This is a genomic window from Kitasatospora sp. NPDC057500 (genome assembly GCF_042802195.1).
Lineage (GTDB): Bacteria > Actinomycetota > Actinomycetes > Streptomycetales > Streptomycetaceae > Kitasatospora.
Map to the genome: position 1 here is coordinate 1 of NZ_JBHVER010000160.1, position 18,818 is coordinate 18,818.

Here is an 18,818-nt window from a genome sequence, read left to right on the forward strand (position 1 = left end):
GCCGGTGGCGTGAGCGAGCTGACGCCGGAGCTGCTGCCGCTGGTCGAGCTGACCGAGGCGGAGATCGCCCGCGTCGTGGCGGCGGTGCCGGGCGGTGCGGCGAACGTGGCGGACGTGTACCCGCTGGCGCCGTTGCAGGAGGGCATGTTCTTCCACCACCTGATGGCGGACCGCGAGGGCACGGACGTCTACGTCACGCCCACGCTGCTTGAGTTCGAGTCGCGCGAGCGCCTGGACGCCTTCCTGGACGCGCTGCGCTGGGTGGTCGGCCGGCACGACGTCTACCGGACCGCCATCGTCTGGGACGGCCTGCGCGAGCCCGTTCAGGTCGTGCTCCGCGAGGCCGAACTGCCGGTCACCGAGGTCGAACCGGATCCGTCCGGCGCGTCGGTGGGCGAGCAGCTGGAGGCCGCCGCCGGTTCGTGGATGGACCTCGACCGGGCACCGCTGATGAGCGCGCACGTCGCCGCCGAGCCGGGTGCGGAGCGCTGGCTGGCGCTGCTGCGCATCCACCACCTGGTCCAGGACCACACCGCCCTGGAGATCCTGCTGGACGAGGTCCGGGCGTTCCTCGCCGGCCGGACGGCGGATCTGCCGGAGCCGCTGCCCTTCCGCGAGTTCGTCGCGCAGGCCCGCCTCGGCGTCTCCCGCGAGGAGCACGAACGCCACTTCGCCGCCCTGCTCGGCGACGTCGATGCGACCACCGCGCCGTACGGGATCCTCGACGTGCACGGCGACGGCACCCGGGTCGCCCAGGCCCACCTGCGGGTCGACGGGGACCTCGCGGACCGCGTCAAGGACGTGGCGCGGGCGAAGGGCGTCAGCCCGGCCACCCTCTTCCACCTCGCCTGGGCCCGGGTCCTCGGCATGCTCTCCGGCCGCGACGACGTGGTGTTCGGCACCGTGCTGTTCGGCCGGATGGACGCCGGCACGGGCGCCGACCGGGTGCCCGGCCTGTTCATCAACACCCTGCCCGTGCGCGCCCGCCTGAACGGGCCGCTGGTCGGCGAGGCGCTGGAGTCGATGCGCGGCCAGCTCGCCGAGCTGCTGGTGCACGAGCACGCCCCGCTCGCACTGGCCCAGCAGGTCAGCGGACTGCCGGGCGGCAGCCCGCTGTTCACCTCGCTCTTCAACTACCGCTACAACCAGACGGTTCCGCGCGAGTCCGGCTCGACGCTGAGCGGCATCCGGCTGCGCTCGGTGCGCGATGTGACCAACTACCCGCTGGTGGTGTCGGTCGACGTCGACGGCACCGGCTTCGCGACCACGGTGGACGCGGTCGCGCCCGCCGACCCGGCCCAGGTGGCCGGTCTGCTGCACACCTGCCTGGACGCGCTGGTCACCGCCCTCCAGGAGGACACCGGCGCCCGCCTGGCGGCCCTGGACCTCCTGGAGCCGACCGAGCGCCACCGGGTGGTGCACGAGTGGAACGACACCGCCGCCGCGCTGCCCGCGCTGTCGCTGCCGGAGGCGTTCGCCGCGCAGGCGGCCCGCACGCCGGAGGCCGTCGCCCTGGTCAGCGGTGATGTCCCGCTCTCGTACCGGGAACTGGACGACCGGGCGAACCGCCTGGCGCGGCTGCTCGCCGAGCACGGGGTCGGCGCCGAGTCGCCGGTCGCCGTCGTGCTGGAGCGCTCGGCCGAGCTGGTGGTCGCCGTGCTGGCCGTGCTGAAGGCCGGCGGCACCCTGGTGCCGGTCGACGCCGACCTGCCCGCCGCGCGGACGGCCGTGCTGCTCGCCGACGCCCGCCCGGTGTGCGTGCTGACCGCCTCCGAGCAGCCGGTCCCGGCCGGGGCGAGGCCGCTGGCGCTGGACGCGCCCGAGGTGCGCGAGCGCCTGGCCGCCCTGAGCGCGGACCCGCTGCCACTGACCTGGCCGGCCGGACAGGCGGCCTCGGTGCACTACACCTCCGGTTCGACGGGCATCCCGAAGGGTGTTGTCACGACGCAGCGGGATCTCGTCGCGCTGGCGCTGGACCGCTGCTGGGGTGCGTCGGCGGACATGCGGGTGCTGTTCCACGCCCCGCACGCCTTCGACGCGTCCTCGTACGAGCTGTGGGTGCCGCTGCTGTCCGGCGGGACCGTGGTGGTGGCCGAGCCGGTGGCGCTGGACGCCGCCGCGCTGGCCGCCCTCGTCGCCCGCCACGGGCTGACGCACGTCCATGTGACGGCGGGTCTGCTGCGCGCTCTCGCCGAGCAGGCCCCGGAGTGCTTCAACGGCCTCCGCGAGGTGCTGACCGGCGGCGACGTCGTCCCGGCGGCGTCCGTGCGGCGCCTGCTGGAGCACAACGAGGGCCTCGTCGTCCGGCACCTCTACGGCCCGACCGAGGTGACGCTCTGCGCCACCCAGCACGAGGTCCGCGACGCCGTCGGCGAGGTGCTGCCGATCGGCCGCCCGCTGGACAACACCCGCACCTACGTCCTCGACGACGCCCTCACCCCCGTCCCCGCCGGCGTGACCGGCGAGCTGTACGTGGCAGGCGTGGGCCTGGCCCGTGGCTACGCCCACCAGTCCGCCCGCACGGCGGAACGTTTCGTCGCCGACCCGTTCGGCTCCGGCGAGCGCCTCTACCGCACCGGCGACCGGGCCCGCTGGACGGCCGACGGCCGACTCGTCTTCGCCGGCCGGGCGGACGCCCAGCTGAAGATCCACGGCCTGCGCGTCGAGCCCGGCGAGGTCGAGGCCGTCCTGCTCGCCCACCCCGGGGTCGCCCAGGCCGCCGTGCTGCTCCGCGAGGACACCCCCGGTGACGAGCGCCTGGTCGCCTACCTCGTCGCGGGTGGATCCGTGGACGTGGACGCCGTCCGCGCCCACGCCGCCGACCGCCTGCCCGCCGCCGTGGTCCCGTCCGCGTTCGTGGTGCTGGACGCGCTGCCGCTGACCGTCAACGGCAAGCTCGACCGCGCCGCGCTGCCCGCCCCGGCGGACGGCGCGCCCGCCGCCCGCCGTCCCGCCGACGCGCGCGAGGAACTGCTCTGCGCCGAGTTCGCGAGCATCCTCGGTGTCGAGCAGGTCGAGCCGGACGACAACTACTTCCTCCTCGGCGGCCACTCGCTGCTGGCGACCCGCCTGGTGAGCAGGCTGCGCACCGTCCTCGGCGTGGAGATGCCGATCCGGGCGCTGTTCGAGAACCCGACCCCGGCCGCCCTGGCCGGCTGGCTCGCCGAGGCCGCGCCGAGCCGCGCCGGTCTGGTCGCCCGGCCGCGCCCGGAGCGGGTGCCGCTCTCCTTCGCCCAGCAGCGCCTCTGGTTCCTGGGCCAGTTGGAGGGGCCGAGTGCCACCTACAACACGCCCGTGGCACTGCGCCTCTCGGGCGAACTGGACCGCGACGCGCTGGCCGCCGCCCTGCGGGACGTGGTCGGCCGGCACGAGGTGCTGCGCACCGTCTTCCCGATGTCCGACGGCCGCCCGTACCAGCGGGTGCTGTCCCTGGATGAGTCCGGCTTCGGTCTGACGGTCGCCGAGGTGGCGGCGGAGCGGATGGAGGCCGAGGTGGCCCGCGCGGCCGGCCACGCCTTCGACTTCGCGGTCGAGGTGCCGGTCCGGGCCTGGCTGTTCACCGAGGCGCCGCAGGAGCACGTCCTCGTCCTGGTGGTGCACCACATCGCCACCGACGGCTGGTCGACCGGCACCCTCGCCCGTGACGTCGCCCTGGCCTACACCGCCCGGACCAGGGGCGAGGCCCCGGCGTGGGCGCCGCTGCCCGTCCAGTACGCGGACTACGCGCTCTGGCAGCGCGAGCTGCTGGGCGAGGAGAGCGACCCGGGCAGCGTGCTGTCCCAGCAACTCGCCTACTGGCGGCGGACCCTGGCCGGCGCCCCGGAGGAGCTGGCGCTGCCCGCCGACCGGCCGCGGCCGGCGGTCGCCGGCCACCGCGGCCACCTGGCGGAGTTCACCGTCCCGGCCGAGGTGCACGCGCGCCTGGTGGAGCTGGCGCAGGCCGAGGGCGTGACGCTGTTCATGGCGGTCCAGGCCGCGCTCGCCGTGCTGCTCTCCAAGCTCGGCGCGGGCACCGACGTCCCGATCGGCACCACCATCGCCGGGCGCACCGACCAGGCGCTGGACGAGCTGGTCGGCTTCTTCGTCAACACCCTGGTGATGCGCACAGACCTGTCCGGCGACCCGACCTTCGGCGAGCTGCTGGCCCGGGTGCGGGAGACCAGCCTGGGCGCCTTCGCCCACCAGGACGTGCCGTTCGAGCGGCTGGTCGAGGAGCTGGCCCCCACCCGCTCCACGGCGCGCCACCCGCTGTTCCAGGTGGTGCTGGCCCTCCAGAACAACGCCACGGCCTCCTTCGAGCTGCCCGGCGTGCGGGTCGGCGGTGTGCACGCGGCCGGAACCGCGGCCAAGTTCGACCTGGACGTGGACGTCCGCGAGGTGCTGGACGCCGAGGGGCGTCCGGCCGGGCTGCGCGGTGCGGTGATCGCCTCGGCGGACCTGTTCGACCCGCGGTCGGCGGAGCGGATCTCGCGGCTGCTGACCACGGTGCTCACGGTGCTGGCCGAGGACACCGGCCGGCGGCTGAGCACGGTCTCGCTGCTGGACGACGCCGAGCGGCGGACGGTGCTGACCGAGTGGAACGAGCCGCCGGTCGACGTCCCCGCCGCGACCATCCCCGAGCTGTTCGAGGCCCGGGCCGCCCGGACGCCGGACGCCGTCGCCCTCACCGGTGAGGGCGTGCGGCTGACGTACGCGGAACTCGACGCGCGGGCCGACCGTCTGGCGCGGCGGCTGGCCGGCGCGGGCGTCGGCCCCGAGTCGCTGGTCGGCGTGGCGATGGAGCGCTCCGTCGAGCTGGTGGTGGCCCTGCTGGCCGTGCTCAAGGCCGGTGGCGCCTACCTGCCGGTCGACCCGGACTACCCGGCCGAGCGGATCGCGTTCGTCCTGGCGGACGCGGCCGCGTCCTGCGTGCTCACCACGACCGCCGGCGCCGCCGTGGTGCCGGACGGCGTGCCCGTCCTGCTGGTGGACGGCCCGCAGGCCGAGGACGGGGCCGAGGAGCCGGCCCAGCGCCCGGCCCCGGTGCCGGCCCCGGACCACCCCGCCTACGTGATCTACACCTCGGGCTCCACCGGCCGCCCCAAGGGCGTCGTGGTGCCGCACCGCAACGTGGTGGCGCTGCTCGCCGCGACCGGGGAGCGGTTCGGCTTCGACGAGCGGGACGTCTGGACCTGGTTCCACTCCTTCGCGTTCGACTTCTCGGTCTGGGAGATCTGGGCCGCCCTGCTGACCGGCGGGCGGGTGGTGGTCGTCCCGTTCACGGTGTCGCGCTCCCCGGAGGAGTTCCTGGAGCTGCTGGACCGCGAGCGGGTCACCGTCCTCAACCAGACCCCGTCGGCGTTCTACCAGCTGATGGCGGCCGAGGAGCGCCGGCCCGGGGCGGGCGCGGCGCTGCGGACCGTGGTGTTCGGCGGCGAGGCGCTCGACCCGGCCCGGCTGGCCGAGTGGTGGGCCCGCCGGCCGGAGGGCGGGCCGCGGCTGGTCAACATGTACGGGATCACCGAGACCACCGTGCACGTCACCTACCAGGCGCTGGACGCGGACGACTGCGCCGACGGCAGCGTGATCGGGCGCGGCGTCCCCGGGCTGCGGGTGTACGTCCTGGACGAGTGGCTGAACCCGGTGCCGGCCGGGGTGGCCGGTGAGATGTACGTGGCCGGCGAGCAGCTGGCGCGCGGCTACCTGGGCCGTCCGGGCCTGTCGGCGGAGCGCTTCGTCGCCGACCCGTTCGGGGCGGGCGGCGAGCGCATGTACCGCACCGGCGACCGGGCCCGCTGGGACGCACAGGGCCGTCTGGTCTTCGTGGGCCGCGCGGACGCGCAGGTGAAGATCCGCGGCTTCCGGGTCGAGCCGGGCGAGGTGGAGGCGGTGGTCGCCGGCCACCCGCAGGTGGCCCAGGCGGCGGTGGTGGTCCGTGAGGACACCCCGGGGGACAAGCGCCTGGTGGCGTACCTGGTCCCCGGCGAGGGTCTGGACGTGGACGCGGTGCGTCCGTACGCGGCCGGGCACCTGCCGCAGCACATGGTGCCGTCGGCGTTCGTGGTGCTGGAGGCGCTGCCGCTGACGGTGAACGGCAAGCTGGACCGCAGGGCGCTGCCGGCGCCCAGCTACGAGGCGGGCGCGGGCCGGGCTCCGGCGGACGCCCGTGAGGAGCTGATCTGCCAGGCCTTCGCCGAGGTGCTCGGCCTGCCGCTGGTCGGCGTGGACGACGACTTCTTCGCGCTCGGCGGCCACTCCCTGCTGGTGGTCTCCCTGGTGGAGTGGCTGCGCTCGCGCGGCGTCGGCGTCTCGGTGCGGGCGCTGTTCGCGACCCCGACCCCGGCGGGCCTGGCGGCCGTCGCGGGCCCGGCGGAGGTCGTCGTGCCGCCGAACGCCATCCCCGAGGGCGCGACCGCGCTGACCCCGGCGATGCTGCCGCTGGTCGACCTCACCGACGCCGAGCTCGCCACCGTCGTCGCCGCCGTCCCCGGCGGCGCGGCGAACATCGCCGACGTCTACCCGCTGGCCCCGCTCCAGGAGGGCCTGTTCTTCCACCACCTGATGGCCGGCCAGGACGCCGGTGACGCCTATGTGCTGCCGATGGTGCTCGGCTTCGACGACCGGGCGCGCCTGGACGCGTTCCTGGACGGGCTGCGCTGGGTGACCGGCCGGCACGACGTCTACCGCACGGCGATCCTCTGGGAGGGCCTGCGCGAGCCCGTCCAGGTGGTCGCCCGGCACGCCGAACTGCCGGTCACCGAGGTCGTGCTGGACCCGTCCGGCGCCGAGCCCACCGAGCAGCTGCTGGCCGCCGCCGGTTCCCGGATCGCCCTGGACCGGGCGCCGCTGCTGAGCGTGCACACCGCGGCCGAGCCCGGCACGGACCGGTGGCTGGCCCTGGTGCGCATCCACCACCTGGTGCAGGACCACACGACGCTGGAGGTGCTGCTCGGCGAACTGCGGGCGTACCTGGCGGGCCGGACGGCCGAGCTGCCCGAGCCGCTGCCGTTCCGCGAGTTCGTCGCCCAGGCCCGCCTCGGCGTGCCGCGAGAGGAGCACGAGCGCCACTTCGCCGAGCTGCTCGGCGACGTCGACGAGACCACGGCCCCGTACGGGCTGACGGATGTGCACGGCGACGGCGCGAACGGCGTCCAGGCGCACCTGGCGGTGGACGAGGAGCTGTCCGGCCGGGTCCGGGAGGCCGCGCGGTCGCTGGGCGTCAGCCCGGCCACCGTGTTCCACCTGGCCTGGGCCCGGGTGCTGGCGGCCGTCTCGGGCCGGGACGACGTGGTGTTCGGCACCGTGCTGTTCGGCCGGATGAGTGCCGGCACCGGCGCCGACCGGGTGCCCGGCCTGTTCATCAACACCCTGCCGGTCCGGGTGCGGCTCGGCGACGGCACGGTGGCCGGGGCGCTGGAGTCGATGCGCGGCCAGCTGGCCGAGCTGCTGGTGCACGAGCACGCCCCGCTCTCCCTCGCCCAGGCCGCCAGCGGCGTGCCGGGCGGCAGCCCGCTGTTCAGCTCGCTCTTCAACTTCCGGCACAACCAGGCCGCCCCCGCCTCCGGCGAGGGCATCCAGGGCATCCGGACGATGTTCTCCCGCGAGCACACCAACTACCCGCTGGACGTCGCCGTCGACGTCGACGGCCCCCGGTTCGTGATCTCCGTCGACGCGGTGGCGCCGGCCGACCCGGAGCGGGTCTGCCGGATGGTGCGGACCTGCCTGGAGGGCCTGGTCGAGGCCCTGGAGCTGGCCCCGCAGACCCCGCTGGGCGCGGTCGAGGTGCTGGACGACGCCGAGCGCGCCCTGGTGGTGCGCGAGAGCGCCGACGCGGTCGTGCCGGAGCTCTCCGTGCCCGGGCAGTTCGCGGCCCAGGCGGCCCGGACGCCCGACGCGGTGGCCGTGGTGTGCGACGGGACCGAGCTCTCGTACGCGGAGCTGGACGCGTGGTCGGACCGCCTGGCGGGCCGGCTGCGCGAGGCCGGGGTCGGCGCCGAGTCGGTGGTGGCGCTCTGCCTGCCGCGCGGCGCGGAGATGGTCGCCGCGGTACTGGGCGTCTGGAAGGCCGGGGCGGCCTACGTCCCGCTCGACGCCGAGTACCCGGTGGAGCGGCTGGGCTTCGTCCTGGCCGACAGCGGCGCCCGGGTGCTGCTGGGCCACCGCGAGCTGGTGGCCGGTCTGAGCGCCGAGCGGGTGGTCCACCTGGACGACCCGGCGGTGGCGGCCGCGATCGAGGCCGCGCCGCGTCCGGCGCCGGCCCCGGTGCTGCCGGAGCAGCTGGCGTACGTCATCTACACCTCCGGTTCGACCGGCCGCCCCAAGGGCGTGGCCGGCACCCACGGCGCCCTCGCGGCCATGAACGCCGCGATCACCCCGGTGATGGCCGTCGGCCCGGACGTCCCGGTGCTCCAGTTCGCCTCGTTCAGCTTCGACGCCTCGGTGCTGGACCTCGCGGTCACCCTCACCTCCGGCGCCACCCTCGTGGTCGCCGCCCCCGAGGAGCGCACCGACGGCGAGCTGCTGACGCGGCTGGTCCGGGACCGCGCGGTGACCACCACCAGCGTGGTGCCCTCCCTGCTGGCGACGCTGGACCCGGCCGGCCTGACCGGCATCTCCACCGTGCTGGTCGGTGCCGAGCCGATCAGCGCCCGGCAGGTCGAGGAGTGGGCTCCCGGCCGCCGGCTGGTGAACACCTACGGCCCGACCGAGGCCACCGTCATGGTGACCACCGGCCTGATCGGCCCGGGCGGCGACGAGATCCCGATGGGCGCCCCCAACCCCGGCACCCGGGCCTTCGTCCTGGACGACGCGCTGCGCCCGGTCCCGGTGGGCGTGGCCGGCGAGCTGTACCTCGCCGGGGCGCAGCTGGCCCGCGGCTACCTGGGCCGTCCGGGCCTGTCGGCGGAGCGCTTCGTCGCGAACCCGCTCGGGTCGGCCGGTGAGCGCATGTACCGCACCGGCGACCGGGCCCGCTGGACGGCCGACGGGCAGCTCGTCTTCGCGGGCCGGGCGGACGCGCAGGTGAAGATCCGTGGCTTCCGCGTGGAGCCGGGCGAGGTGGAGGCGGTCGTCGCCGGGCACCCGCAGGTGGCCCAGGCCGCTGTGGTGGTCCGCGAGGACACCCCGGGGGACAAGCGCCTCGTGGCCTACGTCGTCCCCGGTGACGGCCTGGACCCGGACGCCGTGCGCGCCCACGTCTCGGACCGCCTGCCCGCCTACATGGTCCCGTCCGCGTTCCTCCTCCTGGAGGCGCTGCCGCTGACCGTCAACGGCAAGCTCGACCGGGCCGCGCTGCCGGCCCCCGAGTACACCACCGGGGCGGGCCGGGGCTCGGCCACCGCCCAGGAGGAGCTGCTCTGCGGCGTGTTCGCCGAGGTCCTCGGCCACCCGGCCGTCGGCATGGACGACGACTTCTTCGTCCTCGGCGGCCACTCGCTGCTGGCGACCCGTCTGATGAGCCGGCTGCGCACCGTCCTCGGCGTGGAGATGCCGATCCGGGCGCTGTTCGAGAACCCGACCCCGGCCGGCCTGGCCGGCTGGCTCGCCGAGGCCGCGCCCGGACGCACCGCCCTGACCACGCGCCCCCGCCCCGAGCGGGTGCCGCTCTCCTTCGCGCAGCAGCGCCTCTGGTTCCTCGGCCGGCTGGAGGGGCCGAGCGCCACCTACAACATCCCGGTCGCCCTGCGGATCGAGGGCGGGCTGGACCGCGACGCGCTGGCCGCCGCCCTGCGGGACGTGGTCGGCCGCCACGAGGTGCTGCGCACCGTCTACCCGGCGGCCGACGGCCGCCCGTACCAGCGGGTGCTGTCCCCGGAGGAGTCCGGCTTCGAGCCGACCGTCGCCGAGGTGGCGGCGGAGGACCTGGCGGCCGAGGTGGCCAGCGCGGCCGGCCACGCCTTCGACTTCGCCGTCGAGGTGCCGGTCCGGGCCTGGCTGTTCGCGGTCTCGCCGCAGGAGCACGTCCTCGTCCTGGTGGTGCACCACATCGCCACCGACGGCTGGTCGATGGGCCCGCTGGCCCGCGACCTGACCGCCGCCTACACCGCCCGGCTAGGCGGCGAGGCCCCGCGGTGGGAGCAGCTGCCCGTCCAGTACGCGGACTACGCGCTCTGGCAGCGCGAGCTGCTCGGCTCCGAGGACGACCCGGAGAGCCTGATCGCACGCCAGGCCGGCCACTGGCGCCGGGCGCTCGCCGGAGCACCGGAGGAGCTGGTGCTCCCCGCCGACCACGCACGGCCGGCCGTCGCCTCGCACCGCGGCCACGTCGTCCCCCTGGAGATCCCGGCGGACCTGCACCGCGAGCTCCAGGAGATGGCCCGCCGGCGCGGACTGACGCTGTTCATGACCGTCCAGGCCGCGCTCGCCGTCCTGCTCTCCAGGCTCGGCGCGGGCACCGACATCCCGATCGGCACCACCATCGCCGGGCGCACCGACCAGGCGGTGGAGGACCTCGTCGGGTTCTTCGTCAACACCCTGGTGATGCGCACCGACCTGTCCGGCGACCCGACCCTGGCCGAGGTCCTGGACCGGGTCCGGCGCAGCGGCCTTGAGGCCTACGCCCACCAGGACGTGCCGTTCGAGCGGCTGGTCGAGGAGCTGTCCCCGGCCCGCTCGCTGGCCCGGCACCCGCTGTTCCAGGTCATGCTGACGGTGCACAACACCGCCCCGGCGGGCGACACCCGGCCGCTCGGGCTGCCCGGGCTGCGCACCGCCCCGCTGGCCGCCGGCGGGACGGCCGCCAAGTTCGACCTCGACGTGAGCCTCGGCGAGACCTTCGACGGCCACGGCGCCCCGGCCGGGCTGCTGGGCTCGATCGTCGCCGCCTCGGACCTCTTCGACCCGGCCACCACCCGGCGGATCGCGGACGCCCTGGTGCGGGTGCTGCGTGCCGTCGTCACCGAGCAGTCCCTGCCGGTCGGGCAGGTGGACGTGCTGGGCGCCGAGGAGCGCCGGCTGCTCCTGGAGGAGTGGAACGGCACCGCCGCCGCCCCCGGACCGCTGCTGCCCGCCCTGATCGAGGCCCGGGCCGCGCTGACGCCCGACGCCGTGGCGGTGCTGGGCGAGGGGAGCGAGCTGTCGTACGCCGAGCTGAACGCCCGGGCCAACCGCCTGGCGCGCCTGCTGACGGCCCGCGGGGCCGGCCCGGAGTCGCTGGTCGCGGTCTGCCTCGACCGCTCCACCGAGCTTCCGATCGCCCTGCTGGCCGTCCTCAAGACCGGCGGTGCCTACCTGCCGCTCGACCCGGGCTACCCGGCCGAGCGCATCGGCTACATGCTCGACGACGCCCGCCCCGCCCTGGTGCTGACCACCTCCGCGGTGCTCGCCCGGACGGCCGGCCTGCCGGCCGGGGGCCCGGCCGTCCTGGTCCTGGACGACGCCGGCACCGTCGCCGAACTGGCGGCGGCCGACGGCGCCGACCTGGCCGAGGCCGAGCGCCACGGCCCGCTGCTGCCCGCGCACCCCGCGTACGTCATCTACACCTCGGGCTCCACCGGTCGCCCCAAGGGCGTCGTGGTGCCGCACGGCGGTGTGGCGAACTTCCTGGCCGCGATGGACCGCAGGACCGGTTTCGGTCCCGCGGACCGGCTGCTCGCGGTCACCACCGTGGCCTTCGACATCCACGTCCTGGAGCTGTACCTGCCGCTGGTCACCGGCGCCTCCGTGGTGATCGCCGGGGACGCCGTGACCCGTGACCCGGGCGCGGTGGCCGAACTGGTCACGCGCCACGGCGTGACGGCCGTGCAGGCCACCCCGGCGCTGTGGCAGGGGCTGCTGCGCGAACACACCGACGCCGTCCGCGGCCTGCGCATGCTGGTCGGCGGCGAGGCGCTCCCCGCGGTGCTCGCCGCCCGGATGACGGCGGCCGGCGTCTCGGTGACCAACCTCTACGGGCCGACCGAGGCGACCGTCTGGGCCGCCGTGGCCGACCTGGACCGCGAGCGCACCGGCCCGGTGCCGATCGGCCGCCCGCTGGACAACACCCGGGTCTTCGTCCTGGACGACGGGCTGCGCCCGGTGCCGCTCGGCGTCGCCGGCGAGCTCTACCTGGCCGGCGCCCAGCTGGCCCGCGGCTACCAGGGCCGCCCGGACCTCACCGCGGAGCGCTTCGTCGCCGACCCCTTCGGGCACGGCGAGCGCCTGTACCGCACCGGCGACGTGGTGCGCCGGCGGGCCGACGGCGACCTGGAGTTCCTCGGCCGCGCCGACGACCAGGTGAAGCTGCGCGGCTTCCGGATCGAGCTCGGCGAGATCGAGGCCGTCCTGGCCGCCCGCGCCGAGGTCGCCCAGGCGGCCGCGGTGGTCCGCGAGGACGTGCCGGGGGACAAGCGCCTGGTGGCCTACCTGGTGCCCGCCGGGGACCTGGACGTCGACGCGCTGCGCGCCGCCGCCGCGCAGCGGCTGCCCGCCTACATGGTGCCCTCGGCGTTCGTCGTCCTGGAGGCGCTGCCGCTGACCGCCAACGGCAAGCTGGATCGCAAGGCGCTGCCGGCGCCCAGCTACGAGGCGGGCGTGGGCCGGGCTCCGGCGGACGCCCGTGAGGAGCTGATCTGCCAGGCCTTCGCCGAGGTGCTCGGCCTGCCGCTGGTCGGCGTGGACGACGACTTCTTCGCCCTCGGCGGCCACTCCCTGCTGGCGGTCGCGCTGGTCGACCGGCTGCGCGGGTACGGCGTGTCGGTGTCGGTGCGGGCGCTGTTCACCACGGCCACCCCGGCCGGCCTGGCCGCCGCCGCGGGAACGGGCCCCGTCCTGGTCCCGGCCAACCCGATCCCCGCCGGGGGCGCCACCGCGCTGACCCCGGCGATGCTGCCGCTGGTCGACCTCACCGAGGACGAGCTCGCCACCGTCGTCGCCGCCGTCCCCGGCGGCGCGGCGAACATCGCCGACGTCTACCCGCTGGCCCCCCTCCAGGAAGGCCTGTTCTTCCACCACCTGATGGCCGACCGGGCGGGCGGCGACGCCTATGTGCTGCCGAACCTCCTCGGGTTCGACGACCGGGCGCGGCTCGACGAGTTCCTCGACGCGCTGCGCTGGGCGGTGGCCCGGCACGACGTCTACCGGACCGCGATCGTGGGGGACGGTCTGCGCGAGCCCGTCCAGGTCGTCCTGCGCACGGCCGAACTGCCGGTCACCGAAGTCGCGTTGGACCCGGCCGGCCCGTCGGCCGGCGAGCAGCTGGAGGCCGCCGCCGGCGCCTGGCTGCCGCTGGACCGGGCGCCGCTGCTGAGCGTCCACATCGCGGCCGAGCCCGGCGGCGACCGCTGGTCGGCCCTGCTGCGGATCCACCACCTGGTCCAGGACCACACCGCCCTGGAGGTGCTGCTCGACGAGCTGCGGGCATTCCTGTCCGGGCGCGCCGACGAGCTGCCCGAGCCGCTGCCGTTCCGCGAGTTCGTCGCCCAGGCCCGCCTCGGCGTCTCCCGCGAGGAGCACGAGCGCCACTTCGCCGCCCTGCTCGCCGGTGTCGAGGACACCACCGCGCCGTACGGGCTGCTCGACGTCCACGGCGACGGGACGACGGTCACGCAGGCCCGGCTCTGGGCGGACGACGCCCTGGCCGCGCGGCTGCGCGAGGTGGCGCGGACGCTGGGCGTCAGCCCGGCCACCGTGTTCCACCTGGCGTGGGCGAGGGTGCTCGGCGCCGTCTCCGGCCGCCAGGACGTGGTGTTCGGTACCGTGCTCCTCGGCCGGATGAGCGCCGGCAGCGGCGCGGGCCGGGTGATGGGCCCCTTCCTCAACACCCTGCCGGTCCGGGTGGACCTCGCAGGGCAGGCGGTCGGCGAGGCCGTCGACGGCCTGCGGCGGCAGCTCGCCGAACTGCTGGCGCACGAGCACGCCCCGCTCGCGCTCGCCCAGCAGGCCGCCGGGCTGCCGGGCGGCACCCCGCTGTTCACCTCGATCCTCAACTACCGGCACAGCGGCCCCGTCGGCCCGCGCACCGAGGACGCACCCGCCGAGGACGCGTTCGGCGGCATCCGCCGGGTGATGTCCCGCGAGCGGACCAACTACCCGGTGACGGTGTCCGTCGACGACTTCGGCGACCGCTTCCTGATCACCGCCGACGTCTCGGCGCCGGCCGACCCCGGCCGGCTCGGCGACCTGCTGCACAGCGCCCTGGAAGGCCTGGTCACCGCCCTGGAGCGGAACCCCGGCAGCCGGCTCACCGCGGTGGACGTGCTCACCCCGGCCGAGCGCCGGGCCCTGCTGACCGACCGCAACCGGACCGGCCGCGGCCTCGCGCCGGCCACCCTGCCGGAGCTGTTCGCCGCCCGGGCCGCCCGCACCCCGGACGCGCCCGCGCTGGCCGGCGCCGGCACCGCGCTCGGCTACGCCGAACTGGACGCCCGGGCCAACCGGCTGGCCCGGCTGCTCATCGGCCGGGGCATCGGCCCGGAGTCGGTGGTCGCGGTGCTGATGGACCGCTCCCCGGAGCTGATCGTCACCCTGCTGGCCGTCACCAAGGCCGGCGGCGCCTACCTGCCGCTGGACCCGGCCCACCCCGCCGAGCGGCTCGCCCTGATGCTCGACGACGCCCGGCCGGTCCACCTGCTGACCTCGGCCGCGCACGCCGCCGCCGTCCCGGCGGCGGCGGGCCTGCCGGTGACCGTGCTGGACGCGCCCGACACCGCCGCCGAACTGGCCGGCCACGACGGGCGGCCCGTCACCGACGCCGAGCGCACCGGCCGGCTCCGCCCGACCCACCCGGCGTACGTCGTCTACACCTCCGGCTCGACCGGCCGCCCGAAGGGCACCGTGGTCCCGCACCGGGCCGTCGACCGCCTGGTCCGCGAGGCCGGCTTCCTCGACCTCGGCACCGAGGACGTGGTCGCCCAGCTCGCCTCCGTCTCCTTCGACGCGGCGACCCTGGAGATCTGGGGGGCCCTGCTCAACGGCGCCACCCTGGCCGTCGCCCCGGCCGGCCCGCTGCCGGTCGCCGAGCTGAGCCGCTTCCTCGCCGGGCACCGGGTCACCGTGCTCTGGCTGACCGCCGGCCTCTTCCACGAGGTCGTGGACACCGACCTCGACGCGCTCGCGGGCCTGCGGGTGCTGCTGGCCGGCGGCGACGTGCTCTCCCCGGCGCACTGCCGGGCCGTCCTGGAGCGGCTGCCCTCGGTCCGCCTGCTCAACGGGTACGGACCCACCGAGAACACCACCTTCACCACCGTGCACGCCGTCACGGCCGCCGACCTGGCGGACGGCGGCAGCGTGCCGATCGGCGCCCCGATCGCGGACACCCGGGTGTACGTCCTCGACGACGCGCTCGCCCCGGTGCCCGTCGGCGCCGTCGGCGAGCTGTACACGGCGGGCGCGGGCCTGGCCCGCGGGTACGCCGGGCGCGCCGCGCTGACGGCGGAACGCTTCGTCGCCGACCCGTTCGGCTCGGGCGAGCGGCTGTACCGCACGGGTGACCGCGTCCGCTGGACGGCCGGCGGTCAGCTCGTCTTCGCGGGCCGCGCGGACGCGCAGGTGAAGATCCGCGGCTTCCGCGTGGAGCCGGGCGAGGTGGAGGCCGTCCTGGCCGCGCACGCCGGGGTCGCCCAGGCGGCGGTGGTGGTCCGTGAGGACGTGCCGGGGGACAAGCGCCTCGTGGCGTACCTGGTCCCCGGCGACGGCCTGGACCTGGACGCCGTGCGCGCCCACGTCTCCGAGCGCCTGCCCGCCTACCTGGTCCCGTCCGCGTTCGTGCTGCTGGACGTGCTGCCGCTGACCGTCAACGGCAAGCTCGACCGGCGAGCGCTGCCGGCGCCCGAGTACGTCTCGGGCGCGGGCCGGGCCCCGGCGAACGCGCGTGAGGAGCTGATCTGCCAGGCCTTCGCCGAGGTGCTGGGCCTGCCGCTGGTCGGCGTGGACGACGACTTCTTCGCGCTCGGCGGCCACTCGCTGCTGGCCACGCGCCTGGTGAGCCGGGTGCGGTCGGTGCTCGGGGCGGAGCTGTCCATCCGGGCACTGTTCGACGCCCCGACGCCCGCCGGGGTCGCCGCCCATCTGCTGAAGGCCGAACCGGGCCGGGTCGCGCTGGTCGCCCGTCCGCGCCCGGAGCGGGTGCCGCTCTCCTTCGCGCAGCAGCGCCTCTGGTTCCTGGGCCAGTTGGAGGGGCCGAACGCCACCTACAACACGCCCGTGGCGCTGCGGCTCTCGGGCGAGCTGGACCGGGAGGCGCTGGACGCCGCGCTGCGGGACGTGGTCGGTCGCCACGAGGTGCTGCGCACCGTCTTCCCGATGGCCGAGGGGCGTCCGTACCAGCGGGTGCTGTCCCTGGATGAGTCCGGCTTCGAGCTGACCGTCGCCGAGGTGGCGGCGGAGCGGATGGAGGCGGAGCTGGCCCGCGCGGCAGGCCATGCCTTCGACTTCGCCGCCGAGGTGCCGATTCGTGCCGGGCTGTTCGCGGTGTCGCCGCAGGAGCACGTCCTCGTCCTGGTGGTGCACCACATCGCCACCGACGGTTGGTCGATGGGCCCGTTGGCCCGGGACCTGACCACCGCCTACGCGGCCCGGTGCGAGGGCCGTGCGCCGGAGTGGACCGCGCTGCCGGTGCAGTACGCGGACTACGCGCTGTGGCAGCGCGAGCTGCTGGGCTCGGAGGACGACCCCGAGAGCCTGATCGCGCGCCAGGTGGAGTACTGGCGGGCGAGCCTGGAGGGGGCGCCGGAGGAGTTGGCGCTGCCGCTCGACCACGCACGTCCGGCGGTCGCCTCGCACCGCGGCCACGTCGTCCCGCTGGAGATCCCGGCGGACCTCCACCGCGGCCTCCAGGAGACCGCCCGTCGGCGCGGACTGACGCTGTTCATGACCGTCCAGACCGCGCTCGCCGTCCTGCTCTCCAAGCTCGGAGCGGGCAACGACATCCCGATCGGCACAGCCGTCGCGGGCCGCACCGACCAGGCGTTGGACGAGCTCGTCGGCTTCTTCGTGAACACGCTGGTGCTGCGCACCGACCTGTCCGGGAACCCGACGCTGGCCGACCTGCTCGGCCGCGTCCGGGAGACCAGCCTGGAGGCCTTCGCCCACCAGGACGTCCCGTTCGAGCGCCTGGTCGAGGAGCTGGCCCCGGCCCGCTCGCTGGCCCGGCACCCGCTGTTCCAGGTCATGCTCACCGTGCAGAACACCGCCTCGGCCGCCGACGCGCCGACCGGAGGAATGCCCGGGCTGCACGCCGCCCCGCTGACGGCGGGCGGCATGGCGGCCAAGTTCGACCTCGATGTGACGCTCGGCGAGACCTTCGACGGCCGGGGCGCCCCGGCCGGCCTCAGCGGCTCGCTGACCGTGGCGGCGGACCTCTTCGACCGGGCGACGGCCGAACGGTTCGTGGAACGTCTGGTGCTGGTCATGCGGTCGATCACCGAGACCCCCGACACTCCGGTGTCGGCGGTGGAGGTGGTGGACGCGGCGGAGCGCCGGCTGGTGGTGGGTGAGTGGAACGACACCGCTGCCTCGGTGTCGGAGTTGTCGGTGTCGGAGGTGTTCGCGGCGCAGGTCGCTCGCACGCCGGAGGCCGTGGCGCTGGTCAGCGGTGAACTGTCGCTCTCGTACCGTGAGTTGGACGATCGTGTGAACCGGTTGGCGTCGGTGCTGGTGGAGCGCGGTGTCGGTGTGGAGTCGCCGGTGGCCGTGGTGTTGGAGCGCTCGGCGGAGCTGGTGGTCGTGCTGCTGGCGGTGCTGAAGGCGGGCGGTGCGTTCGTGCCGGTGGACGTGGCGTGGCCGTCGGCGCGGGTTGAGGCCGTGCTCGCGGACGCCCGTCCCGTGTGCGTCGTCACGACGCGGGATCTGGTGTCGGAGCTTCCGGCCGGTGTCCCGGTGGTGCTCGCGGATGCGGTGCCGGACGGTTCTATCAAGTCCGTTGCACTGCTTGCCGGTTCGATCGATCGGGCGGCGTACGTGATGTACACCTCCGGTTCGACCGGCATCCCGAAGGGCGTTGTCACGACGCAGCGGGATCTCGTCGCGCTGGCGCTGGACGGGTGCTGGGGTGCGTCGGCGGACATGCGGGTGCTGTTCCACGCCCCGCACGCGTTCGACGCGTCGTCGTACGAGTTGTGGGTGCCGCTGCTGTCCGGTGGAACGGTCGTGGTGGCCGAGCCGGTGGCGATGGACGCCGCCGTGCTGCGGGAGTCGGTCGCCGGACACGGGCTCACGCACGTGCACGTGACGGCGGGTCTGCTGCGGGTGCTGGCGGACCAGGACCCGGAGTGCTTCAAGGGTGTCCGCGAGGTCCTGACCGGCGGCGACGTCGTCCCGACGGCATCCGTGCGGCGCCTGCTGGAGCACAACTCCGGCCTGGTGGTCCGGCATCTGTACGGCCCGACCGAGGTGACGCTGTGCGCCACCCAGCACGAGGTCCGCGACGCCGTTGGCGACGTGCTGCCGATCGGCCGCCCGCTGGACAACACCCGCACCTACGTCCTCGACGACACGCTCGCCCCGGTCCCGGTCGGTGTGACCGGCGAACTGTACGTCGCCGGTATCGGATTGGCGCGCGGCTACGCCCACCAGCCGGTCCTGACGGCCGAGCGTTTCATCGCTGACCCGTTCGGCTCGGGTGAGCGGCTCTACCGGACGGGTGACCGCGTTCGCTGGACGGCCGACGGGCAGCTCGTTTTCGCGGGTCGCGCCGATGCCCAGGTGAAGATCCGTGGCTTCCGCGTGGAGCCGGGCGAGGTGGAGGCGGTCGTCGCCGGCCACCCGCAGGTGGCCCAGGCGGCCGTGGTGGTCCGCGAGGACACCCCGGGCGACAAGCGCCTCGTCGCCTACCTCGTCGCGGGCGAAGCCATGGACGTGGACGCCGTGCGCGCCCACGTCTCCGACCGCCTGCCCGCCTACATGGTCCCCTCGGCGTTCATGTC

General features: G+C 75.6%; 1 protein-coding gene. It reads left to right on the plus strand.

Annotated elements, in window-relative coordinates:
* Window positions 1-9: 9 nt before the first annotated feature.
* Window positions 10-18,818, plus strand: an 18,809-nt coding sequence (locus ACFU74_RS27490; RefSeq protein ID WP_380761416.1) for a non-ribosomal peptide synthase/polyketide synthase, incomplete at its 3' end; no start/stop codon positions are given.